Here is a 23,369-nt window from a genome sequence, read left to right on the forward strand (position 1 = left end):
AGCGATCATAGGCGCCCATATTTCCGATAGACGGCTTCGGTGTCGGGATTTTCCGTGAATTCGCTCCGCGCCGAATTCTCGACCCGCGCCAATCGCTCCGCCGCCTCCAGCACCTGAACCGTCAGCGCCCTGGGGATCACGAGCACGCCGTCCTGATCGGCGAACATGAAATCGCCCGGATGCACCGTCACCGTCGCGCTCATCGCGCCGCGCAGGGTGATCGGAACCTGCCAGCGATAATAGGACCAGCGCTTCTTGGCTTCCACCGGCGATCGATACCGCGCGTACACCGGAAATCCCATCTCGCGGATCAAGCGGACATCGCGGACCCCGCCATCGACAATGGCGCCCACCGCCCCGTGCTTGACGCCCAACGTCGCGTTCATTTCGCCGTAATGCGCGACCCGCACGTCAAAGCCGCAGTCGCGCACATCGACGCAGGGATACCGCATCTCGCTGAACAACCGGATTCGTCGCTGGCTCAACTCCTCGTCACCAAGCGGATCCGAAACGCCCTGGATCGTAAAGGCAGGGCCGATGACCACCGATCCGGGTTCGATCGGCGCCAGATCCGTTGCCAGCACCTGGTTGGGATAGCCCAGTTCATCCAGCACATCATAGATCGCACCCCCATAGAGGCGGGCATAGCGCGAGCGCAGATCCTCCACTGCGCGCATGTCTGCCAACTCGCCCGACGTCTCGACAACGCTCATCACCTGCTCCACATAATTGATCGCCAATAACATATCGGATATGTTATTGGCGATCAAGCAGGGATGCTGGAGTTGATATCGCAGGGGCATTGCAAGCAAAGGCGTTCAGCCGCGCGCAACCGTCGACCAGCGCCGGATCACCGCCTCGGCCGGCTTGCCCTGTACCGTAAAGCCCGTGTCGCCGCCCGGCTGGGCATAATGGGGCCGCTGCTGCTGCTCGTCCCATTTCCACAGCTGGCATCCCGCCCACCAGGGCTCGTTCCAGAAGGTGCGGAACATCCCCTCCAGATAATTGGCCTGGACCGTGCCGTCATAGGGTCCGCTGTTGCGATACTGGCCGGTGGACTTCATGCCGCCCTGGACGGAGCGGATGCCTGCCTCCGACCAGAAGAGCGGCTTGCCGATCGACGTGGCGATCGCGCGATACTGCTCGCGCAGCGGCGACAGCACGCGCACGACATCGTCGGGCGTCGGCGATTCAGGCTCGGGCAGGTCGGGATAGAAGCTGAGGCCGACATAATCGACCTCGCGCATCCATGCCTGAACGGCGGGGTCCTTCATCGAATCCTGGTGCGCGGCCACGACCAGCGGACCGTCATAGACCTGACGGACCTTCGCCACCGACTGCCGCCACAAATCGGTCTGCGGATAGGTGCCGACCAGCTCGGCCCCGACGGCAAAGGCTTCCACATCCAGCATCTTGGCCATGCGCGCATAATAGAGCATCGCCTCGTTCATGCTGGCGAACCAGGTCGGCCAGTAATTGTTGGTCCGGCCCAGGATCTGCTGGTCGTCGAGCGGGGGGAAGTTGATGCGTCCGCGCCAGCTGCTGTCCTGAATGTCGAGCAGCGGCTTCAGCAGCACCTTGATGCCGCGCTTGTGGAACCGGTCGATCACCGCCGCCAGTTCCATGTCGTCCGCCGTATAGGTGAAGTCGCGGTACATGCGCAGGCTGCCGATCGTGTCCTGCATCAACATGACGATCAGCGATACCCATTTGACGCCCATCGCCGCCATGGCGTCGACATCGGCCGCGCCCTTGGCCCGGAAATAGCCCTGCTTGGCGAGATAGCCGTAGTTCATGCCGTGGAAGAACAGGCCTCCATCAGCGGCCGCCGCCGACGCGATTCCGCCAGCAATTCCGGTGGCCAGCGGCAGGGCCAAGCCTGCCTGCATCACGCTACGCCTATTCATCGATCGATCCTCTCTCGTTTTAGTAGTTGGGGTTGGCATCGCGCCGCGCTTTCTGGTCGAGGTACAAGGATGCGGGCTCGAGCGTCGCGCCCTGGTTGACCAGTTCGGCAAAGTCGGATGGCGCAAGAAAGGATGCCCCGTTTAGGTTGAGGCTGGCGGCATTTCCACGAGTACCGATGATGTAGCCGAACCCGAACTGGTGCGAACGGATGAAGACGTTCGTTCCCACGTCGTCCTTGATCAGGTTCCAGAACACGTTCTGGGTTCCCGTGACGCCCGCCCCGTTGCTTGTCGTTCCCCGGTTCTGGCTTTCCCAGCCCGGACCGACGATCCGCATGCCGTCGACCAGATTGGCGTGGGCAAGCCCCCCATGATAATCGGACACGCTTGTCGGATTGACCGAAGCACCGCCAAGGAAAACATTGCCGGATGCCGTGAGGTCGGCCATCTGGAAATTGTGCCGACCGCCTTCTGCATAAGCATTGCGGATCAGATTTTCCTGAGCAGAAACGAAGAAAAGGTAGCCATTGCCGCCCCCTAGGCGGTTCTGCGGCATCGATACCGAACAGTCGAGCACGGATATTCCGCGCGCCGAACGCGTAATGGCGATGCCGAGCGACTGGATATGATAGGTTGCGTTCGCCTGTGGCTTGAACGTGCGGACGTTGCGGATCCAGCCATCCACCACCCCGGTCACGCGGATCATGACCGCATTGCTGGTTTGATAGGCGGCGGTGCCCTGGGTGTTGATGTCGGAATCGGTCAAACCGGGCTGGGTATTTTCGCGCATGGCGAGGAACAGGTTCTCGATGCCAACATTGGTCGAGATTGTGTTTGTCCGGTAGATGCGCGGATTGTTTCCGTTGGTCGCGTTTGGATTGAGAATGTAACGGACCGGGATGTCCAGGCGCAGCTGGTTGCCGGGCAGGATCGCCTGGATGCGGCGCATCGCAACCTGCCCCTGTGCCCAATTGGCCGGCCCCCAGCACCCGTTCACGTTGCAGGCATTCTGGCTCGGCCCCATTCCATGAAAATCGCGGAATGCCGGGGTCAGATCCGTTCGCACGACGATCAGCTGTCCCACGGCAAGCCCGGAAGTGGATGCGACCGTGATGGTGCGTGTCGGGTCGCTGTTCGCACTCGTGATCGCGACCGGGGCTGTAGCCTGGTCGGTGAACCAGACATCGCGATTGTCGGTCGGCCCCATGTCGATCATGCGTTTTGCCCGCATGACCGGATCGTCGTTGAAGACATAGGCCTGCGGCGTGCCCGAGGCATTGACCTGACCACGCAGGATGACGTTGCTGCACGGCAGGCGCAGGGCATAAGGCGTGTTGGCCGGGGGACGGATACGATAGCCCCCGCTCGGCAGGAAGACCACGCCGCCCCCGGCGTTGCAGACGGCGTTGATCGCATTCTGGATCGGGCCGGTGGCGTCGGCCGCATTGGGGTTGCCGGTCGCGCTATAGCTGTTGTCGGCGCCGAACTGAGTGACGGCGTTCACCTGATAGCCGTTGTTGAAGCTCACCGGGATCGGCGCGTCGCCCATCGCATAGCCGGCATAGGAGAAATCCTGCAGGAACCGGCCCGACGCGTCCTTGGTGCCGCCTTCGTACAGGGGCAGCCAGTTCGCCGGGTAGAGTGCGCTGCGCACGCTGGAGGCAGACTGCGCGGCCATCATCGGCTGGCCGATGACGGCGGGCACGGCGCTGGACGTGCTGACGGTGCCCGAGGCGGATGGCGAGGACGGCGACCATGTTACGCCGCCGGCCACCGCGAGGCAGGTCAACCCAAGGCCGATCGACAGACATAGCAATACATGCTGCTTGTTCATGGCACCTCTCCCACATGGTCGGATGCGCTGTGATCGCGCATCATCGCCCATTGCATATCGGATATGTGGTGAGTTGCCAAATCGATCCTTCAGTAATTGGGATTGGCGTCGCGGCGGGCCTTCTGGTCGAGATAGAGCGAGACCGGCGACAGGTTGGCACCGTTGTTGGGCGCCTCCACCCAGTCGTTCGGCGCCGACACGGAGGGCCCGGCGATATCGACCGCTGCGGTGTTGCCGCGGGTGCCGATGATATAGCCCCAGCCGAACTGCTCGGACTGGATGAAGACGCCGCTGGCGGAATCATTCTTGACGAGGTTCCAGAACACGTTCTGCGTGCCCGTGATGCCTGCCCCGTTGCTGGTCGCGCCGCGCCCGATCGTCTGCCAGAAATTGCCGATCGTGACGACGCCGTCGACCAGATTGGCGTGCGACAGGGCGACGTGGAAGTCGTTGGTGCTCTCCGAATTGATCGTCATGCCGCCCAGGATGACGTTGCCGGATGCGCTCATGTCCGTGATCTGGAAATTGTGGCGCCCGCCTTCGGTCCGGCAATCGCGCAGCAGGTGATCCTGCCCCGCGACGACCATCAGATAGCCATTGCCCCCGCCGAGCCGGTTCTGGGGGAAGGACATGGAACTGTTCAGCACCGAGATGCCGCGCGTCGAGGCCGAAAGCGCGATCCCGATCGAGCTCAAGTGGAAATTCTGGGTGTTCACCGCCGGGCGAAAGCTGTGGACGTTGCGCACCCAGCTGTCCTTGGCTCCGGCGAAGCGGATCGCCTGCGCGCCGCTGGTTTCATAGGCGGCGGTGCCGGGGGTGCCGATGGTGGAATCGCTCAGGCCCGGATTGGGGTTTTCCCGCATCCCGATCGAGATATTCTCGATGCCGACATTGTAGGTCGCGGGCGTCGTGCGATAGGCCCGTGGATTGTTGCCCGTCGTCGGGTCCGGATTGAGGAAGTATCGGATCGGCGCATCCAGCCGGATGCGATTGCCCGAAAGGATCGCCTGCACCGTCCGGTAATAAAGCTGGCCCTGGCCCGAACCATCCCACCAGCAGCCATTGGCGGTGCAGCCGTTGATCCCGGCGGTCATGCCGTGGAACGCCTTGAACGCCTCGGTCGTGCTGGTGCGGATCACGATCGGCGCGCCGACCTGAAAGGCGCTGGTATCGCCCACGGTGATGATCCGCGTCGGATCGGTCACCGGCTGGGTTACCGGCGTCGGCGTCGACACCTGCGAATTATACCAGACGAAGCGGTCATCGACGGTGCCGACGAAAATGACCCGCCTGCCGCGCATATTGGCCAGATCGTTGAACAGGAAGGTGGCCGGCATCCCCTGTGCATCGACCGCGCCGCGCAGGATCAGGTTGTTGCAGTTGAGCGAGAGCGCGGCCGGATTGGTGCCCTGGGGCCGGATGCGGTAGGTGCCTGCGGGCAGGAACACCGTGCCGCCGCCCGCCGTGCAGATCGCGTTGATCGCGGTCTGGATCGCGTTGCTGGCATCGGCCGAATTGGGGTTGGTCGCGGCGTTATAGGTGTTGTCGGCACCATATTGCGTGACCGCGTTATAGGTGCGGTTGTTGCCGAACCCGGTCGGGATGGTCTTGTCGCCATTGGCATAGCCGGCATAGGAAAAGTCCTGAAGGAACCGGCCCGACGCATCCTTGGTGCCGCCCTCGCTGATCGGCAGCCAGGTTTCGGGATAGAGTGCGGAGCGAACCGGCGCGCTGGACTGGGCCTGCACACTGGCCGGACCAAGCGGCGCTGCCTGGAGGGCAGACGGTAGGGCCGTGATCCTGCCGGTCGAGGTGTCGCTGGTCAGGGCAAAGGCACCCGCCGCCGCAACCAGGCCGCCGCCGATGACCAGGGCATTGACGTGCCGGTGCTGCATAATGAAATCCTCCGAAGAAAAGGCCCGGCGAACCGGGCCTAGAGGTGGGAGAGTTCAGAAGGTGAAGGACGCGCCGAAATAGACCCTGCGGTCATCGCGCCACGAGGTCGTCAGCCGGTTTTCGGTTCCGGTGAACAGCGTGCGGTTGGCGCGCGTCAGGTTGATGCCGTCCAGCGTCAGCGTGATGTTCTTGCCGATTCGATAGGAGGCCGACGCATCGAGCTGGCCGAAATCATTCTGGTAGATGCTGCCGCCCAACGCCGCCGTCTGCTGGGCCACCAGGAACGCGCTGCGATAATTGTAGGCAACGCGAAGGTTCAGCCCGTCCTTTTCGTAATAGCCGACCAGATTGTAGCTGTGCTTGGACAAGTTGGGCAGCGACAAGGTTTCCCCGGTCAGCTCATCGACGTTCGGGGTGGTTCCCTTCGAGTAGGTGTAGCTGACGTTCACGCCCAGCCCGTCGAACGGCGCGGGCAGGAAGGTGAAGGCGTGGAAATAGTTCGCCTCGAAGCCGTCGATCCGGCCATCGGTGCCGTTGACCGGACGGCTGATGACATAGAGCGTGTTGGTCAGGCCCGGCGCCACCACTTCGGGCCGGTTCTCGATCTGCTGGATCGTCCGGGTGAAGGCTGAGATATCCTTTCGGAACAGCGCCAGCGAAAACAGGCTGGCCCTGGCGAAATACCATTCCGCAGACAGGTCGTACTGCGTCGCCTCGAACGGCCGGAGCAGCGGATTGCCTGCACTCCCAGTGCCTGCGGTGGGGTTGAACTGGATGCCGACGCCGGTCAGGGCAAGCGGCGGCCGGGCGACGATCTTGGATGCCGCAGCACGCAGCGTCACGTTCGACGCGGGCAGGACCGACAGGTTGAAGCTGGGCAGCGTGTTCTTGAAATTCACTTCCTCGGCCACGGGCAGGGCGGTGGTCGGCCCGGTCAGGCTGAACCCTTCGGACCGGCGACGACTATCGACATAGCGCACGCCGACATTGCCCGAAAACTCGACGCCGCCAAGGTCGCCGCCGAAATTGGCCATGGCAAAGACGGCACGGTTATCCTGGCTGACGTCGAACACGGTGCCCAGTTCGCGGGCAAAATCCGCATTCGTCCGGTTGGCGCCGAACCGGTCCCGAAAGGCGATCGGATCGAAACTGCCGACCAGGATCGTCCGGCCGAAAGCGCCGCGCTCGCCGCTGAAATAATCGTTTGACTGGCCGGCATAGGTCAGTCCGGCGATTTCCGTCGCACGCAGGCTGTTGGCAGGCGTCGGATCCCCTCGAGTCAAGTCGTGGGTGATACCGACGACGCGCTGGGTCAAGGACTGCTCGTCGATCCGGCCCCCGACCTTCACCGATTTCAGCCAGCCCCAGTCAAGCGTATAGGTGGCATCGAAATCGGCATCGCGGCCGAAATTGCGGGTCGGATATTGCTGATCGACTGTCGTGAAGCCTTCATACTGGTTGGGGCTGGTCACATCGTAATTCGCGCTGATGTTGTAATCCGGCACGGGGTTGTCCGCCGTGGTCCAGTCATAGGTGACCGCAGCTGTGTTTCCCGCCAGCTGACGGGTCACCACGACATAGTCGTTGCCGGCATAATAGGATGCGCTGTTCGACGATCCGTCATTGGCGCCGTCGCCGTCGCCACTCGACCGCGAGGCGTTCAGGTTGATGTCCCACCGCCCCTTGTTCCAGTTGAGGCTGAGCGCATAGGCACTGGTTTCGTTGACATTGGGCCCGTCGAAGATGATCGGGCGGATCGTGACACCGCCGACCGTCGCCCGGTCGATAGTGCCGTCGGCCAGCGCAACGACATTGGTCAGGGTGTTAGTGAACAGGATCTGGTTCACGTTGCGCGTGCGGGCCGTATCTGCACGCGAATGCAGCGCGTCGAACGTGATCGTCAGTTCATCCACCGGCCGCGCCTGGATTGTGCCGTTCAGGCCATAGCGCTCCGTTTCGTAGCGCAGATCGTAGGATTCGATCCGGTTGGGGCGGAACAGGCGCGGGGCGTTGGCGCCTGGACCGGTCGCCGTCAGCCCAGTCACTTGGGTGAAGCCGCGGGTGAAAAGGCCGAATGTGCGGCCATTGAACACCGATCCCGTGCCGGACAGCATGATCCCCACCCGGTCGTCGAACAGCTTGGTGCCGAAGGTGGCCGAGATCTTGCCGCCCAACTGTTCCGCCTGATCGCCATAGGAACCCTGGATGCGCCCCGCAATCAGCGGCTCGCGCAGATCAAGCGGACGCCGGGTCTTGAGGTTGATCAGCGCGCCCAGCCATCCTTCGATCAGGTCGGCGGAGGGCGACTTGATGACATCCACCGATGCCAGGATTTCCGACGGGAAGTCGTTCAGATTGGGGTCGCCGTTGGTCGCGGCACCGATGAAGTTCTTGCCGTTGAGCAAGGTGCGGTTGAGGTCGATACCGCGAACGTTGATCTTCGACCCTTCGCCCTCGACGCGCGTGATCTGAACGCCGGGAATGCGGCTCAGCGTTTCGGACACATTCTGGTCGGGCAGCTTGCCGATGTCCTGGGCGGAAATGCTGTCGAGGATGTTGGATGCATTGCGCTTGGTATTCAGCGCCTCCGCGATGCTTGCCCGGATGCCGGTGACCACGATCTCGTCATCGGCGGCCGCTTCCGTCGGATCGGCGGCCTGTTCCTGCGCCGATGCGGGCATCGCCCAGACCAGGCTGGCTCCCGAAGCCATCAGCAGCGCTGACGCAATCCGGCAGCGGTTCATGCTCGAACGTTGCATTCTATCCTCCCCTGTTCGGGCGGCCCGGATCGCACCGAGTCTCACCCTTCTTTCCAATATGGGAAGAAGTGATATGCCGTTCTGTTTTGGACTGCAAGCCCTAATCCATTCCTATTTGAACAATGCTGCGCCTGTTCAAAACGCTCCAAGGGCTTTCGAAAGATTTTGAGCCGCGCTCAACAGGATGGGGAGGATGCGCCGCTCCTGCGCGGCACCGTCCGGCTGCGCGAAATAAGTGACGCTGAGCGCGGCGATGGCGGTCCCGTCGAATCCGAACACCGGCGCGGCCAGCGCGTGCACCGCCGCATTCCATTCGCCCCGATCCCGGCTGACGCCTTCTGCCCGGATGTCGATCAACGCCGCGCGCACCGCCTGCGCATCGGTCATCGTCTCGTCGGTAAAGCGCTCCAGTTCCCCCGACAGTACGCGATCGGCAACCGCGGGCGCCGAATAGGCCAGCAACAGCTTGGACGCAGCGCCGGCATGCATGGCAAACGTGCTGCCGACACGCGACGTCGGGGCCATGTCGCGCGTGCTCTGGACCACATCGATCACCTCGGCCCGGTCCCCCGTGACGACGCTCAGCTTGCAGGTTTCCCCCGTCTGCGCCGCCAGTTCGGCGAGCACCGGCTGGGCCGCCTTGATCAGGTCTGCGCGGCTCAATTCATGTCGAACCCCTTGGGCAAGGGTGATCAGCCGGAACCCCAGGCGAAAGCGGCCATCGGCGAGCTTGCTGACAATGCCCCGAGCGGCGAGCGTATTCAGGATCCGATACACCGTGGACCGTGGAACGCCGGTCGCATCGCAGATCGCCCCGATGCTCTCGCCCTCCCCGGATCCGTGCAGCAGATCGAGGATGTCGAGCATCTTGTCGATGACCGGGATGCGGTGAACGGATTTTCCGCGTTCCTGTTCGCCGCCATCGTCCAACTGCATGGTTTCGTCCAACATATCAGGCCCCTTCGCTCAATCCGGCATATTCAGCATCACGCCGATCAGCGCAAGCGGCGGCCTTGTCAGCATCATAACTCCATTGACAGAAGTTCATTATTGGAACATCTGCTTGAAAACTTCATTGGTGAACATTTCGTCCGGAGGGGATATGAGTGAGGAACTGCGCCGGGAAGCGGCGATGATGGATATCGACGCGCTGATCGAACAGCGCGAGGGCGTATCGAGCGATCCCCTGCCGATCGCCCAGCTCGAACTGCTGGAGCGCTATGAACGGCTCTATACCGGGCTGGTCAGCGACGTCCTTCGTGAAATGCTGATGCTGGATCAGGCGCTGCCGGGCTCGCTCATCCCGCTCCGCCCGGAAAAGACCGTCGCCGGAATCGCGTTCACCGTCAAAAGCGCGCCCAATGTGAAAATCACCGGCGAGATGGAAACCCGGACCGAGATGCTGTCCGCGCTGACCCCGGATGCCTTCATTCTCTGGGATTCCTCGGGCGACGAGCGTGCGACCCTGTGGGGCGGGGTGATGACCGCGACGGCCAGCGGCCTCGGCGTCCGCGCCGCCTGTGTCGATGGCGGCATCCGGGATACGCATCAGGTGATGCAGAAACAGTTTCCGGTTTTCTATCGCTATCGCAGCCCCAACGGATCGCTCGGCCGCTGCCAGATCACGCATTACCAGATCCCGATCAAGATCGGTGACGTGCTGATCAAGCCCGGCGACATCGTGCTGGGCGACATTGACGGCATCGTCGTCGTGCCGCGTGGAAAAGCGGTCGCGGTACTTGAGCGCGCGGAAGCGCTTCGCCGAGCCGAGGAGCAGATTTTCGACTGGGTCGAGAATGGCGACACCGTCCAGCAGATCACGGCGAGAGGCGGCTATTTCTGATCCCGATGCGCTGATCCGCCAGCTTCGACGAATCGTCGGTCGCCGCCATGTCCTGACCGGCACTGCCGGCCGCCGCTTCACCCGGGGGTGGCGCAGCCCCGGCGGACCGGCGCTCGCCGTGGTCCGTCCGGGCACGCTGGTCGAGATGTGGCGGGCGTTGCAGGCCATTCTGGATCACGGCGCCGATGTCATTGCGCAGGCCGGCAATACCGGCCTGACCGGGGGTTCGACGCCGGGACCCGATCACGACCGGCCGGTGGTGGTGATCAACACGCTGCGCATCGACGCCGTGCATCTGCTGGACGGGCATGGTCAGGCGCTGTGCCTGGCGGGCGCGACGCTGCACAGGCTGGAGGCGCGGCTGCGCTTGATCGGTCGGGAGCCGCATTCCGTGATCGGATCCTCCTGTCTGGGCGCATCGGTTATCGGCGGCATCTGCAACAATTCCGGCGGCGCGCTGGTCCGCCGCGGCCCGGCCTATACCGAAATGGCGCTCTATGCCCGGCTGGACGATCAAGGCCGACTGGCCTTGGTCAACGACCTCGGCATCGCGCTCGACGGCACGCCGGAGGCGATGCTGCGCCAACTCGACCAGGCCAATGCAGCATGGCTTGCCGATCGCACCCGATCCGTCGCCGCCGCCGGATCAATGCGCGGCTACGAGACCAAGGTGCGTGACGTATCGGCACCCGGTCCGGCCAGGCACAATGCCGATCCCGCCGGGCTGTTCGGCGCGTCGGGATGCGGCGGCAAGCTGGCGGTCTTTGCCGTGCGAACTGATCATTTCCCCGCTGACCGGGAACAGAAAAGCTTTCTGGTCGGCGCGCGCGATGCCGATGCCCTGGCCCGGTTGCGCGTCGCGATCCTGACCGAAGTCAACGTGCTGCCGGTCTCGGCCGAATATGTCCATGCCGACACGCTTGCCCTGGCGGACAGTCATGGGCGCGACACGGTCGCGCTGATCGAGCGCATCGGCACGCAGCGCCTGCCCCGTGCCTTCGCCATCCGGTCCTGGCTGGAACAGCGATTGGGGTCGGCGCGGGTCGAGCATCTGCTGCAATGGGTTGGCGATCACCTTCCGACCATGATCCCGCGCCGCGCCGCCGATCTTGCCGAACGCTGCCCGCATCTGCTGCTGCTGAAGGCGGCGGACGATGGGATCGGCCAGATCGAGGCGTTGCTTGCGCGCCAGACGGATCGACTTGACTGGTTCGCCTGCTCCCCTGCCGAAGCGGGTCGCCTTGCCACGCTGCGCTATGCGGCAGCCGGCGCCGCCGCTCGTCCCGCCGCGACGGACCCGGCGGTCGGCGGGCTGGTGGCGCTCGACATCGCCCTGCCTCGCAACATGGCCGACTGGTTCGAGCAACTGCCCGACACCCTGGCCCGGCGGCTCGTCGCCAGCCACTATTACGGCCATTTCCTCTGCCACGTCCTGCACCAGGATTATCTGGTGCGCGCGGGCGAGGATGTGGCCGAGGTCGAACAGGCGCTGGTCGCGTTCCAGCGCGCACGCGGGGCGACCTATCCGGCGGAACATAATGTCGGCCGCAAATATCGGGCGGCGCCCGAACTCGCCGCTCATTACGCCCGGCTGGACCCGCTCGACCACATGAACCCCGGCATCGGCAAGGGCCGGCTGATCTAGCGCTCAGGGAAGCTGGATTAGCCAGTTCCCGTCATCGCCCGGCACAAGCGACCGGGCATCGGTCCAGCGCCCGGCACTGCTTTCAACCTCGATGCGATAATCGCCGTGGAACAGCCGGGCCTGTGCCTGGCCATTGTCGTCGGTCGCCATGCGGATATCGCTTCGCCACTCGCCGTTGATCAGGCCGTCGAGCGCCAGATAAGCGGGCTTTGGCCGCAGGCTGTCCTTCTCCAACAGGCCGCCATTCCAGCGATCCTCACCTGCAAAGGCAGTGCCGTCGGCCAGGTTCCACCAGGTGATCGCCTCGACCTTGGGATGCGAGAACCATAGCCGATAGAGGTTGCGCGTCATCGCCGCCTGCACCTCCGCCCCGCCGAATTCCGGCAGCGTCGGAACCGTGATCTCGGTCACGTGCAGCGGCCGCTCAAGCCGGGCATAAAGGTCAAGCGCGGCGAACAGCTGTTCCGGGGTCCGCAGCTTGCCCGCCAGGCTGTCGGCCAGTTCCTGTTCCGCGAAATAATGCATCTGAAGACCGATGGCGTCGACCCGCTTGCCGCGCGCGATCAGGCTGCGCAGCAACAGATAATAGGGCGTGCCCTCCCCGCCGATCTCGTCCCAGGCTTCCGGAGTCGCTTCGTTGACCAGCAGGGTGGCGGTGTCGGGAAAGGCGTCGTCGGCCGCATCCAGGGCGATTGCCGGATAATCGGGCGGCATGGCGCTTGCCGGGAAGCGGCTGCTGCTGTGCATCACCTCGTTGACGATATCCCAGGTGCCGATCCGGCTGCCGAACCGGCTGGCAAGCTGCTGCGCCCGCCCGGCGATCAACGCGATGCGCGCATCATTGTCCTGCGGCCAATAGGCCGGGGTCGACAGGTCTGGCTGGTTCCAGAGCAGGACATGGCCCTTGGCATCCAGGCCCCAGCGGGCGGCGAAGGCCAGCACGCGCTCAGCAGGGGGGCGCCGGTAAAGCGGCGGGCTTGTGTCGTCGATGCGGTATGCGCCTGGTGTCGGTTCATAGTCGCGCCAGTAAAAGGGCACGGTCACAACGTTGAACAGCCGGGCAAAGGCCGCTTCCCAGGCGGCGTTCCGTGCGGCATCGGCGAAGCCGCCGACCATGAAGCCGTTGGCACCGAAGCTGAACGCGTGCCGCGTCTGTGTGATCCGCACCCGGCCCTTTATCGGCTTCCCTTGTGCGCTGCGCAGCTGCAATCTGATTGCGCCCATCCGATGGGCGGCGATACCGTCCGAAATGCGCCGCTCGACGGCTGGATCTGTCCACAGAGCCGACCATGCGTTGGGGATTGCGCCGCCCGAACGCAGGCTCCGCGCTGCCACCGATACCGGCATCGTACAGCCCAACAGTCCCCCGCCCAAAAGGCCGAGTAGGGCGCGTCGCTCAAGCGCTGTCACCTTCATGCTCCTCCTGCTCCACCATCGATATTGCACCCAGCCATCCTATCGGATATGTTATAGCTAATGCAATTCTTTCTTATATGAACAGTTGACGGATAAATTCTCTTTTGACAAGAGATGAGCATAATTCAGAGGGAGAGGGTGTTGAGCGAAGGGCAACAACGCCGGGTTGCGCTGGTGACCGGGGGAACCCAGGGCATTGGTCTGGCAATTGCCGCGGCGCTTGTCGATGCCGGCTGGACAGTCGCGGTTCAGGGTCTGGATGACCCGGCAGCCCTCCGGCACGTTCATGCTACCCTGCCCGATGCAAGCATTTTTGCCGCTGATCTGGCTGCTCCCGGCGCAGCAGCCGCCCTGCTTGCGCAGGCAAAGGCTTCGTGCGGCGATCCCGACCTGGTTGTGCACTGCGCCTCGGCCGAGATGCGACGCCCGCTGCTCGATTTCGACCGTGCCGAGGCCGAGCGTCAGATGGCCGTCAATCTGTGGGCCGGGATCGAACTGATCACGGGCGCCCTTCCCGCCATGATGGCACGGGGATGGGGCCGGATCATCGCGATCGGCAGCGTGCAGCAGGCAAAGCCGCATCCCGACATGCTCGCTTATGCCGCCAGCAAGGCCGCACTTGCCAATGCCGTTCGCAACGTCGCCCGTCAGGTCGCGGGTCACGGCATCACAGCCAATATCCTTGCCCCGGGCGCCACGCTGACCCCGCGCACCGCAGGCGTGCTTTCCGACCCCGATTATGCCGCCCGCGTCCTCGCCAACATTCCGGCCGGCCGGTTCGGCACGCCGGAGGACATGGTAGGTGCCGCGCTGATGCTCGTCGGCGATGCGGGTGCCTATATCAATGGCCAGACGATCTTCGTCGACGGCCTGATGAGCTTTTGACCGACAGGAACCGACCCATGAAGATCACCGACATCCGCGTGCGCTGTGTCGCCATCCCGATGAACTGCATGCTGCGCCACAATACCGGCGTCCATCCCGGCTATCTGATGCGGACCATCCTCGAAATCTTCACTGATGAGGGCGTGGTCGGCCTGGGTGAAGTCGGCGGCGGCGACCAGCGCGGCGCGCTGACGAAGCTCGCCCCGCGCATCATCGGCATGGACCCGTTCCAGCTGGAGACGATCAAGCTCAAGGTGCTGCGCAACATCTATTACATGTCGAACGCGCGGCTTTACGCGGCGATCGAGATGGCGTGCCTCGACATTCAGGGCAAGGTGCTGGGCCGTCCGCTGTCGGACCTGCTGGGCGGATCGGTGCGCGATGCGGTGCCGTTCATCGCCTATCTGTTCTGGCGCTATGATCGCCCGGGCGGCGGCGACGATGCCCATGCCGAGGACTTGGCCGACCATTGCCAGGAACTGGCCGAAACGCTCGGCGTGCGCGCCATGAAGCTGAAGGCCGGGGTGATGGACCCGAGCGAGGAAGCGCGGGTGCTGGAGCTGTGCCGCGACCGGCTCGGCCCCGATTTCGGGCTGCGCATCGATCCGAACGGCGTCTGGTCGGTGGCGACGGCGACCCGCATCGGCCAGCGGCTGGAGCCGCTCGGCATCGAATATTTCGAGGATCCCGCCTGGGGGCTGGAGGGCAATGCCGCCGTGCGCCGCGCGGTGCGGATGCCGATCGCAACCAACATGTATCCGGCCAAGTTCGACGATCTCGGCCCCGCGATCCGGCTGGGCGCGGTCGATATCGTGCTCACCGACATCCATTATTGGGAAGGGCCGCGCGGCGTGAAGGACCTCGCCGCTGTGTGCCGCACCTTCAACCTCGGCGTCGCGATGCATTCGGGGGCCGAGTTCGGCATCGAACTGGCGGCGATGATCCACACCGCCTCTACCATTCCCGAGATGCGCTTCGCGGGTGACGCCCATTATCATTACCTGACCGACGACATCATCGAGGGCGGGCCGATGCGCTATCAGGACGGGGCGATCCGCGTGCCGACCGGACCGGGGCTTGGCGTCACGCTCGATGAGGACAAGATGGCGCATTACGAGCGCCACTATGAAAAGGTGGGCGACTATTACGCCCGCTTTCATGTCGACCCCAAACGGCCGGACTGGATGCCGATGGTCGGCGCGCTCTGATCATGGCCGATCGGCAGCAAGGCAGTGTCGCCCTGGCCTTCGCGCTGGTGGCGACGCTGTTCTTCACCTGGGGCTTTGCCACCTCGACGGTCGATACGCTGATCCCGGCGGTCCGTTCGATCTTCGCGCTTAGCTACCTGGAGGCGGTCACGACGCAGTTCGCCTTCTTCATCGCCTATGCGGTCATCTCCCTGCCCGCCGCCGCATTGCTTGCGCGGATCGGCTATGCCGCGTCCATCGCCGCGGCGCTGTCGGCCATGCTGGCCGGATGCATCGGGATGACGCTGGCCGGCCGGGGGGACAGCTATCCCGCCGTCCTCGCCGCGCTGTTCGTCATCGCCAGCGGCGTGACCCTGCTCCAGGTGGCGGCCAACCCGCTGGTCGCCGGGCTCGGCGCGCCGGAGCGATCGCATTTCCGCCTGACATTGGTCCAGGCCTTCAATTCGATGGGATCGATTGCCGGCCCCTATATCGGCGCGCTGATCCTGCTGGAGGGCGGCCTGTTCGCGGTCGGCGGCACGGGCGGCGGCAGGGCGGCGTCGCTGGCCAAAATCGAGACCTTGTTCGGTGCGCTCGGCATCGTCGTCATCGGCCTGATCCTGGGCGCATGGCTTTCCCGCCGGATCATCGACGGGGCCGCCGCCTCGCCCAGGGGCGCCGCGCCGCCCACCGCCGCCATCGGCGATCGCTGGTCGCTGGCCGGTTCCGGGGCCATCTTCCTGTATGTCGGCTCGGAAATCTCGATCCTCAGCCTGCTGATCAATTTCCTGTCCGATCCCGCAATCCTTGGGGTCAGCCATGAAGCGGCGGGCAAGCTGCTCGCGCTCTATGGCATCGGGCGAATGTCCGGTCGGTTCATCGGCAGCGCGGCAATGACCCGCCTGCCGGTCGGCGCGCTGCTGACCGCGACGTCGGGCAGTGCCGCCGCGCTGTGCGTCATTCCCCTGACGCTGGAAGGTGCCTGGGTCGGCTATCTGACGCTGTGCATCGGGCTGTTCACCTCGATCACCTTTCCGGCGGTGTTCACCCTGTCGCTGGAACGGGCCAGCGCGCCGCGCGCCGCCGTCTCCGGCCTGCTGGTCATGGGCATTACCGGCGGGGCGTTCCTGCCGCTGATCGCCGGATTGCTGGCCGATCGGGGCGGCATTGCGGCCGCGTTTCTGGTCCCCGTCCTCGGCTTCGCCGGCGTGGCGCTGTTCGCTTGGCGCGCCCATCGCTGGCAGGCGGTGCCAGCATGATCGAGGTCATCTCCGGCGATGTCCGCAGCCTGCTGGGGGAGGGTGCGTGGTGGTCCGCGTGCGACAATGGCTTTTACTGGGTCGATCTTCCCGGGCGGCGGCTGAACCGGTGGCGCGACGGCGCGACGCCGCAGATCGACCATTGGGACTTGCCGGAAATGATCGGCTGGGTGATCGAACGGGCGCAGCAGCCAGGGTTCGTCGCGGGGCTGCAATCAGGCGTCTTTGCCCTGACGCTCGACCCGTTCGCGATTGCGCCACTGACAGCCTTCGGGCTCGACCGTCCGGACATGCGCCTGAACGATGCCTGCGCCGATGCGCTCGGCAACCTGTGGGCCGGCACCATGCGGATCGCCGCAGACCAGCCCGTCGGCGCGCTCTACCGGGTCGATCCGTCCGGAAATGCTGTGGCGGTGGACACGGACTACACGGTGCCGAACGGCCCGGCGTTCAGCCTCGACGGAAGCACCCTCTATCATGCGGATTCGCCGCGCGGCGTCGTCTATCGGTTGTCGCTGGATGGAGAGCAGCGGGTGCTGTCCCGCACCGTCCACATCGCGTTCGATCCCGGCTGGGGCAAGCCCGATGGCATGACCGTGGATGCCGAGGATTGCCTGTGGGTCTGTCACTGGGACGGGGGCCGGGTCAGCCGCTTCGATCCGGCGGGCAAGCGGATGCGGTCCATCGGCCTGCCCGTGTCGCGCGTGACCAACTGCGTCTTTGGCGGCCGTGACCTGGACGAACTCTATATCACCAGCGCAGCCAAGGACCGGCCCGAAGAGCCTCTGGCCGGGGCGGTCTTCAGGATCAAGTCCGGCGTGCGCGGCGTGCCGGCCAATCCCTATGGCGGATGACATGACCCGCGTTTCATTCGACCGGCGGACTTATGGAGGGACGCAATGCTGAACCGGTCATGGCAGGCGACGCTGGCGATCGCGCTCAGCATCGCCGCATTGACGATGCCGACCATCGGCCTGTCGCGTCAGGCCGGTGATGGCGCAGTGGCGGGACCGTTCAATCTTTCCTTTCCGCCGGCAGCGGAGCGGATCGAGAAGAAACCGGTCGCCGGGGTCGAGCGCCTGGCCCGATGGACGCTGGCAATACGCGTCCGGATGGATGCCGCCGCGCCGATGGATGCCGTGATCGTGCGCCTGCCGGGGGCAGGCGGGCCGGACGCGACCGTCCGTCTTGTCGGCGGGCGGCTGGCGCTGGGTATTGGCGGAGCGGTTCACGCGTCCGATGCCCGCCTGCCGGCTGGCCAATGGCAGTCCGTGATCCTTAGCGCTGACGGGCAGACGATCCGGCTCATGGTGGCGGGCACCGAAGCGCTTGCCCGCCCCGCCCAAGTGGCGATCAGCGGCGGTATCGAAGCGGCCCCGCGCAATGCCGATGGCTCGGGCTTTGCAGGGTTGATCGCGGGACTGACCCTCCACGATGGCTCGCGCGAAGCTGCGACCCTTGCCGATGCGGGAACGCCGCCGGAAGAGACCTGGCAGTATGAGTCAGGCAGCCCGCGCTGGCCACTGCAGACCCGGCAGCAGATGGGGCAGGTTGTGCCGCAGGAACCGGCGACCCGTCCGGTCGGGGCGTCGACACCGGCGGTCCGGATGGCGTCCACTGCCGCCACCCCCTCGGCATCGCCAGCGCTCCGCCCGCTTGGCGACGATCGCTGGGAACTGGGCGGCTGGCGGCTTTCGCCCGCACCCGACATCACCGCCGATGGCGCGGCAATTGCCACCCCGGGGTTCGATGCGTCGCGCTGGATCGCCGCCCGTGTGCCCGGCACCGTGCTCACCTCGATGGTCGAGGCCGGGATCTATCCCGATCCGACGATCGGCCTCAACAATCTCGCCATCCCCGAAAGCCTGGCCCGCCAGGATTACTGGTATCGCACCGAATTCGACGGGGCGGCCCTGGGCGAGGCACCGTTCCGGACCATCACCTTCAACGGGATCAACTATGCCGCCGAGGTCTGGCTGAACGGCAGCCGGATCGGCACGATGAACGGGGCTTTCAAGCGCGGCAGCTTCGACGTGTCACAGGTGCTTCGGCCTGGCCGGAATGCGCTTGCCGTCCGCATCTCGCCGCCGCCGCACCCCGGCCTGCCGCACGAGGAATCGGTCAAAGCCGGTCCGGGCGAGAATGGCGGGGAGATGACGATCGACGGCCCGACCTTCGTCGCCAGCGAGGGATGGGACTGGATTCCCACCATCCGCGACCGCAACAGTGGCATCTGGCAAAACGTGGTCCTTGCAAGCGAAGGTCCAGTATCCATCGGCGACTTGAACGTGGTCACCCTGCTCCCCCGAGCGGACAATAAAGTGGCGGAATTGACCGTCGAAGTGCCGCTGGAAAACCGGACGGCAGCACCCGTTGCGGTCAAGCTGCGCGCAACGGTCGGCGATGCGGTGATCGAGGACGACCTGACCGTCGCCCCCGGCGCGCAGACCGTCACCCTGACCCCGGCCGCCTATCCGGCGCTGCGCGTCCGCAACCCGGCGTTGTGGTGGCCCAACGGATTTGGGGCGCCGACCCTCCATGACCTCAAGGTCGAGGTGACGCCCGCCGGGTCCGCGCGAACGGATCGCAAGGCCATCCGCTTCGGCATCCGCGAAGTAAGCTATGAGCTTTCCCTCGTTGCCCAGGACGGCAGGCTGCGGCGCGTGCTGTTCCGCCCGACCCGCGCCGACCATAAGCCGGTTGTCGATGTCAGCCATGACGGCATCCGCAAGGTAGGGGGCGGCTGGGCGGCTTCCCTGCTCCCGGCGGGCGATACCTCAGACGCCGTGAAGGCGCTGACTAGCGACGGCATGGACCCGCATCTCGTGCTGCGCGTCAACGGCGTGCGCATCCCGGTGCGCGGCGGCAACTGGGGCATGGACGACCTGATGAAGCGCGTCGATGCGGCACGGCTGGAGCCCTATGTCCGGCTTCACCGCGACGCGAACCTCAACACCATCCGCAACTGGGTGGGCCAGAATACCGAGGAAGCGCTGTTCGCGCTTGCCGACCGCTATGGCCTGATGGTGGTCAATGATTTCTGGATGTCGACCCAGGACTATAATGGCGAGCCGGGCGATGCCGCACTGTTCCTGGCCAATGCCGAGGATACGATCCGGCGCTTTCGCCATCACCCCTCCATCGTGCTGTGGCTCGGCCGAAACGAGGGCGTGCCGCCGCCGGTGCTCAACGAAGGGCTGGAGGCGCTGGTCCGCACGCTCGACGGCACCCGCTATTACACCGGCAATTCGCGGTCCGTGAACATGGCGGACAGCGGCCCGTGGGATTATCAGCGCCCGGAACGCTATTTCACCGACCTGGCCCAGGGCTTTTCGACCGAAGTCGGCACGCCGTCCTTCCCGACGCTCGAGGCATTCAGGGCGATGATGCCGACCGCCGACCAATGGCCGCCGAACGACAGCTGGGCCTATCATGACTGGCACAGCGCGCGGGGCGGCAATGTCGCGGGCTTCATGGCAGCGATGACCGAGCGGCTGGGCGCGCCGACTGACCTTGAGGATTTCGAGCGCAAGGCGCAGCTGCTGAACTATGAATCGCACCGCGCGATCTTCGAGGGGATGAACGCAAAGCTGTTCAGGCCCAATTCCGGGCGGCTGCTGTGGATGACCCAGCCCGCCTGGCCCAGCACCGAATGGCAGATGCTGAGCCAGGATTACGACACCCATGCCAGCTTTTACGGCATCAAGGCGGCGGCGGAGCCGGTGCATGTCCAGCTCAACCAGCCCGAGGATGCGGTCGCTATCGTCAACAGCCTGCCGACCCCGCTCAAGGGGGCGCGGGTGACCGTGCGGCGGCTGGGCCTGGACGGACGGGTGAAGTCCGAGCGCAGCCATGCGGCGGACGTGGCCGCTTCCAGCAGCATGGCGCTGGCCGACAGCGCGCTGCCGAAACTGGCGGCGGGCGAGGTGGAGCTGGTGCGGCTGGAATTGCGCAAGGGCGTCAACCAGCAGCTCATCTCACGCAACGACTATTGGCGGACGGGATCGGATCCAGCGCTTCGTGCACTCGTCGACATGCCGCGCGCCAGCTTGTCGCTGAAGGCGGCACCCGGTGACCCCGGATCGCGACGGATCAGCATCATGGTCACCAATGCCGCTGACGTCCCGGCCATCCAGGTCAAGCTGACCTTGCTGGATGCCGGTGGCCAGCGGGTGCTGCCGACCTATTATGACGACAATTATGTCACGCTGCTGCCCGGCGAGACCCGCGCCATCGGCATCGGCTGGCAGGCCGGTGGCGAGCCTGCCCGGGTGAGCGTCCGGGGCTGGAATGTGGCGACGGGGACGCTGGACCTGGATCAACCGGCGGCCGCGAACCGGCCATGAGGGTGACAGTCGACAGGGGCGCGTGCGGCAAGCGCATCATGGCAGCGATGCTCGCCGCGCTGCTGCTCGGCGGCGCGGGTCCGTCCGCCCGCCCCGTCCCCGTCCTGTCCGTCGGCGAACCGGGGGTGCCCGGCCGCTGGCAGGGCTTTGGCTGGCCAGGCAGCTGGTTCGAGGGGCGGTTCCGCGGCACCGCCGTCGATATCCGGGTCGACGCCCCGGTGCAGTGGCTCCGCATCCGGCTGGACGGCGCAGAGGTCCGCCTGCTCAAGGCGCCGGGCCTGCATGTCGAGCGCCTGCGCGGACTGGCACCGGGCGATCACGTCATCCGGATCGAACAGGTGACCGAGGCGCGAACCGGCGGCTCCCGGTTCGGCGGCTTTTTCGCGCCCGGCCGCGCCCTGCCGATCGCCCGGCGCGCGCCCCGCCCGATCATCGAATTCATCGGCGATTCCTTCACGGTCGGCTATGGCAACCGGCTGGAACAGGCCCGATGCAGCGATGCGGAGGTGTTCGCATCGACCGACACCGGCATTGCCTTCGGTCCGCTCGCCGCCGCCCGGCTGGGCATGGACTACCGGATCGCGGCCATCTCCGGCCGGGGCATGGTGCGCAATTATGCGGGCCGAAATCCGTTTCAGGCCATGCCCGACCTTTATGGCCGGTCCGTCCCGGCGCTGGCGGGCGACCGGCGGGCTGGACAGCCGTCCCCGGCAGTCATCGTCGTCAATCTGGGCACCAATGATTTTTCGACGCCGCTGAATGCGGGCGAACCCTGGGCGAGCGAGGCGGCGCTGCGCCAGGCCTATCGGCGGCGCTATGCGGCGTTCGTCGGACGGCTGCATGCCGCCAATCCGTCCGCCCGCTTCATCCTCATGGCCGGCCCCGCCTTTTCAGAGGACGTCAATCGCGTTGCGCAGGATTTGGCACCGCTGAAGCCGCTCGTCCTCCACTTCCCGCCGCTCGCCTTGACCGGCTGCAACAATCACCCCTCGGCAGCTGATCATCGGGCCTTGGCCGATCGGCTGGTTGCCGCAATGCTCGCATCGAAAGGTGACCAATGAGTTCCATCCCCCTGGATTCACCTCACGCGACCGACGCGCGAGGTGACGGACGTCTTTCCGCCCGCGTGGCGATCGGCGTCATCGCAGCGGCATTGTCGGGCCTGCTGTTCGGCTTCGACACCGCGGTCATTGCCGGTGTTACGGGCGAACTTGTCCGGGTATTTCAGCTGACCCCCTCCGGGCTCGGCTTTGCCGTGTCGATCGCGCTGTGGGGCACACTGATCGGCGCGTTCGTAGCCGGGCCGCTGGGCGACCGGTTCGGCAGCCGGTCGATGCTCGCGGTCACCGCGCTGCTCTATCTGGGGTCGGCGCTCGCCTCGGCCCTGGCGGGATCGGAAGCGACCTTTGCCGTCGCCCGGTTCGTCGGCGGCCTTGCCATCGGGGCCTCGTCGGTGCTGGCACCCGTCTATATCAGCGAGCTTGCTCCGGCCCGGCTGCGCGGGCGGCTGGTCGGCACCTTCCAGCTGTGCATCGTGCTCGGCATCCTGGCCGCCTATGCGTCCAATGCCATGCTCGCCCAGAGCGGCGGCGATGTCGCGTGGCGATGGAAGCTGGGGGTCGCCGTCGCGCCCGCAGCCCTGCTGCTGGCGATGACGCTGGTGATGCCGACCAGTCCGCGCTGGCTGATCGGGCGCGGGCGCGATGGCGAGGGCCGCGCGCTGGCGCACCGGCTGGGCGTCGAACTCGGCACGCCGGGGGCTGCCGCTGTGCCGCAGGCCCGCGAACGCCTGAGCTTCGCCCGCCATCGCCGCCCCATCCTCCTCGCAGTCGCGCTGGCGGGGTTCAACCAGCTGTCCGGTATCAATGCCATCCTCTATTATCTGAACGACGTCTTCGCCGCCGCCGGGTTCAGCAGCCTGTCGGCGGATCGTCAGGCTGTGGCCATCGGCCTGTGCAATCTCGTCGCCACCGTGCTCGGCATGGCGCTGATCGACCGGGCCGGGCGAAAGGCGCTGCTGGTGGCTGGCGGGATTGGCTGCGCCGTCGCCTTGCTGCTTACCGGGATGGTCCAGGCAGGGCTGCTCCCGCCATCGCTGCTCCTCCCTGGCCTTGTCCTGTTCATCCTGTCCTTCGGGCTCAGCCAGGGCGCGGTGATCTGGGTCTATCTGTCGGAGATTTTCCCGCAGTCGGTTCGCGCACAGGGCGCGGCGCTGGGTGCCGGCACGCACTGGCTGCTCAATGCGTTGATCGCCTGGGCCTATCCGCCGGTTGCGGCTTACTCCGCCGCCATTCCCTTCTTTGCCTTTGCGGCGTTCATGCTGCTTCAGTCATTGCTCGTCGCGCGCCTGTTTCCCGAAACCAACGGCCGAACGATCGACGCGGGAGCATGA

General features: G+C 65.4%; 16 protein-coding genes. 9 read left to right on the top strand and 7 right to left on the bottom strand.

The window, feature by feature from the left end:
- Positions 1-5: 5 nt before the first annotated feature.
- The 6 genes from ACPVPU_RS01315 to ACPVPU_RS01340 form a co-directional block, all read right to left on the bottom strand.
- Positions 6-746: an RraA family protein gene (locus tag ACPVPU_RS01315; RefSeq protein ID WP_448659115.1), complete on the bottom strand. Its 741-nt coding sequence runs from the start codon at positions 744-746 to the stop codon at positions 6-8.
- Between the two features lie 72 nt (positions 747-818).
- Entirely contained in the window at positions 819-1,907 is a 1,089-nt protein-coding gene (locus tag ACPVPU_RS01320) for a glycoside hydrolase family 113 (protein WP_448659116.1), read from the bottom strand.
- A gap of 19 nt (positions 1,908-1,926) precedes the next feature.
- On the bottom strand, positions 1,927-3,741 hold the full coding sequence (locus ACPVPU_RS01325) for a hypothetical protein (RefSeq protein WP_448659117.1): 1,815 nt from the start codon (positions 3,739-3,741) through the stop codon (positions 1,927-1,929).
- Positions 3,742-3,830: 89 nt separating this feature from the next.
- On the bottom strand, positions 3,831-5,636 hold the full coding sequence (locus ACPVPU_RS01330) for a hypothetical protein (protein WP_448659118.1): 1,806 nt from the start codon (positions 5,634-5,636) through the stop codon (positions 3,831-3,833).
- Between the two features lie 54 nt (positions 5,637-5,690).
- The gene (locus ACPVPU_RS01335; RefSeq protein WP_448659119.1) at positions 5,691-8,396 is read right to left on the bottom strand and encodes a TonB-dependent receptor; all 2,706 of its coding nucleotides are present in this window, start codon (positions 8,394-8,396) and stop codon (positions 5,691-5,693) included.
- A gap of 135 nt (positions 8,397-8,531) precedes the next feature.
- Complete coding sequence (locus tag ACPVPU_RS01340; RefSeq protein WP_448659121.1) at positions 8,532-9,347, bottom strand: IclR family transcriptional regulator; 816 nt, start codon at positions 9,345-9,347, stop codon at positions 8,532-8,534.
- A gap of 151 nt (positions 9,348-9,498) precedes the next feature.
- On the opposite strand from ACPVPU_RS01340, the gene ACPVPU_RS01345 reads away from it, so the two are divergent.
- Together ACPVPU_RS01345 and dld are read left to right on the top strand one after the other, a co-directional pair.
- Positions 9,499-10,239: an RraA family protein gene (locus ACPVPU_RS01345; protein WP_448659122.1), complete on the top strand. Its 741-nt coding sequence runs from the start codon at positions 9,499-9,501 to the stop codon at positions 10,237-10,239.
- On the top strand, positions 10,193-11,884 hold the full coding sequence (dld, locus tag ACPVPU_RS01350; protein WP_448659123.1) for a D-lactate dehydrogenase: 1,692 nt from the start codon (positions 10,193-10,195) through the stop codon (positions 11,882-11,884). Before ACPVPU_RS01345 ends, dld begins: the two co-directional genes overlap by 47 nt.
- Before the next feature lie 3 nt (positions 11,885-11,887).
- On the opposite strand, the gene ACPVPU_RS01355 is transcribed toward dld, so the two are convergent.
- Entirely contained in the window at positions 11,888-13,051 is a 1,164-nt protein-coding gene (locus tag ACPVPU_RS01355) for an endo-1,4-beta-xylanase (RefSeq protein ID WP_448659124.1), read from the bottom strand.
- Positions 13,052-13,441: 390 nt separating this feature from the next.
- Between ACPVPU_RS01355 and ACPVPU_RS01360 the strand changes: the two genes are divergently transcribed.
- The 7 genes from ACPVPU_RS01360 to ACPVPU_RS01390 are packed head-to-tail and all read left to right on the top strand — an operon-like array spanning position 13,442 to position 23,369.
- Positions 13,442-14,185: an SDR family NAD(P)-dependent oxidoreductase gene (locus ACPVPU_RS01360; protein WP_448659125.1), complete on the top strand. Its 744-nt coding sequence runs from the start codon at positions 13,442-13,444 to the stop codon at positions 14,183-14,185.
- A gap of 17 nt (positions 14,186-14,202) precedes the next feature.
- Positions 14,203-15,393: an enolase C-terminal domain-like protein gene (locus ACPVPU_RS01365; RefSeq protein ID WP_448659127.1), complete on the top strand. Its 1,191-nt coding sequence runs from the start codon at positions 14,203-14,205 to the stop codon at positions 15,391-15,393.
- Positions 15,394-15,395: 2 nt separating this feature from the next.
- Positions 15,396-16,631 carry an MFS transporter gene (locus tag ACPVPU_RS01370; protein ID WP_448659128.1) on the top strand — a complete coding sequence of 412 codons (1,236 nt, stop codon included), beginning with the start codon at positions 15,396-15,398 and terminating at the stop codon, positions 16,629-16,631.
- Positions 16,628-17,485 carry an SMP-30/gluconolactonase/LRE family protein gene (locus tag ACPVPU_RS01375; protein WP_448659129.1) on the top strand — a complete coding sequence of 286 codons (858 nt, stop codon included), beginning with the start codon at positions 16,628-16,630 and terminating at the stop codon, positions 17,483-17,485. Before ACPVPU_RS01370 ends, ACPVPU_RS01375 begins: the two co-directional genes overlap by 4 nt.
- A gap of 45 nt (positions 17,486-17,530) precedes the next feature.
- Positions 17,531-20,977, top strand: a complete 3,447-nt coding sequence (locus ACPVPU_RS01380; protein ID WP_448659130.1) for a glycosyl hydrolase 2 galactose-binding domain-containing protein — start codon at positions 17,531-17,533, stop codon at positions 20,975-20,977.
- Positions 20,974-22,038: a GDSL-type esterase/lipase family protein gene (locus tag ACPVPU_RS01385; RefSeq protein ID WP_448659131.1), complete on the top strand. Its 1,065-nt coding sequence runs from the start codon at positions 20,974-20,976 to the stop codon at positions 22,036-22,038. Before ACPVPU_RS01380 ends, ACPVPU_RS01385 begins: the two co-directional genes overlap by 4 nt.
- Complete coding sequence (locus ACPVPU_RS01390) at positions 22,035-23,369, top strand: sugar porter family MFS transporter (protein WP_448659132.1); 1,335 nt, start codon at positions 22,035-22,037, stop codon at positions 23,367-23,369. The genes ACPVPU_RS01385 and ACPVPU_RS01390 overlap by 4 nt, the downstream gene beginning before the upstream one ends.

This window comes from Sphingomonas paludis (genome assembly GCF_053502515.1).

What these genes read in the sequence shown, in the direction of transcription:
- ACPVPU_RS01340 (WP_448659121.1), bottom strand. Translation starts at nt 9,347, where the DNA reads ATGTTGGACGAAACCATGCAGTTGGACGATGGCGGCGAACAGGAACGC.
- ACPVPU_RS01370 (WP_448659128.1), top strand. Translation starts at nt 15,396, where the DNA reads ATGGCCGATCGGCAGCAAGGCAGTGTCGCCCTGGCCTTCGCGCTGGTG.
- ACPVPU_RS01365 (WP_448659127.1), top strand. Translation starts at nt 14,203, where the DNA reads ATGAAGATCACCGACATCCGCGTGCGCTGTGTCGCCATCCCGATGAAC.
- ACPVPU_RS01335 (WP_448659119.1), bottom strand. Translation starts at nt 8,396, where the DNA reads ATGCAACGTTCGAGCATGAACCGCTGCCGGATTGCGTCAGCGCTGCTG.
- dld (WP_448659123.1), top strand. Translation starts at nt 10,193, where the DNA reads ATGGCGACACCGTCCAGCAGATCACGGCGAGAGGCGGCTATTTCTGAT.
- ACPVPU_RS01325 (WP_448659117.1), bottom strand. Translation starts at nt 3,741, where the DNA reads ATGAACAAGCAGCATGTATTGCTATGTCTGTCGATCGGCCTTGGGTTG.
- ACPVPU_RS01390 (WP_448659132.1), top strand. Translation starts at nt 22,035, where the DNA reads ATGAGTTCCATCCCCCTGGATTCACCTCACGCGACCGACGCGCGAGGT.
- ACPVPU_RS01380 (WP_448659130.1), top strand. Translation starts at nt 17,531, where the DNA reads ATGCTGAACCGGTCATGGCAGGCGACGCTGGCGATCGCGCTCAGCATC.
- ACPVPU_RS01330 (WP_448659118.1), bottom strand. Translation starts at nt 5,636, where the DNA reads ATGCAGCACCGGCACGTCAATGCCCTGGTCATCGGCGGCGGCCTGGTT.
- ACPVPU_RS01345 (WP_448659122.1), top strand. Translation starts at nt 9,499, where the DNA reads ATGAGTGAGGAACTGCGCCGGGAAGCGGCGATGATGGATATCGACGCG.
- ACPVPU_RS01320 (WP_448659116.1), bottom strand. Translation starts at nt 1,907, where the DNA reads ATGAATAGGCGTAGCGTGATGCAGGCAGGCTTGGCCCTGCCGCTGGCC.
- ACPVPU_RS01315 (WP_448659115.1), bottom strand. Translation starts at nt 746, where the DNA reads ATGTTATTGGCGATCAATTATGTGGAGCAGGTGATGAGCGTTGTCGAG.
- ACPVPU_RS01375 (WP_448659129.1), top strand. Translation starts at nt 16,628, where the DNA reads ATGATCGAGGTCATCTCCGGCGATGTCCGCAGCCTGCTGGGGGAGGGT.
- ACPVPU_RS01385 (WP_448659131.1), top strand. Translation starts at nt 20,974, where the DNA reads ATGAGGGTGACAGTCGACAGGGGCGCGTGCGGCAAGCGCATCATGGCA.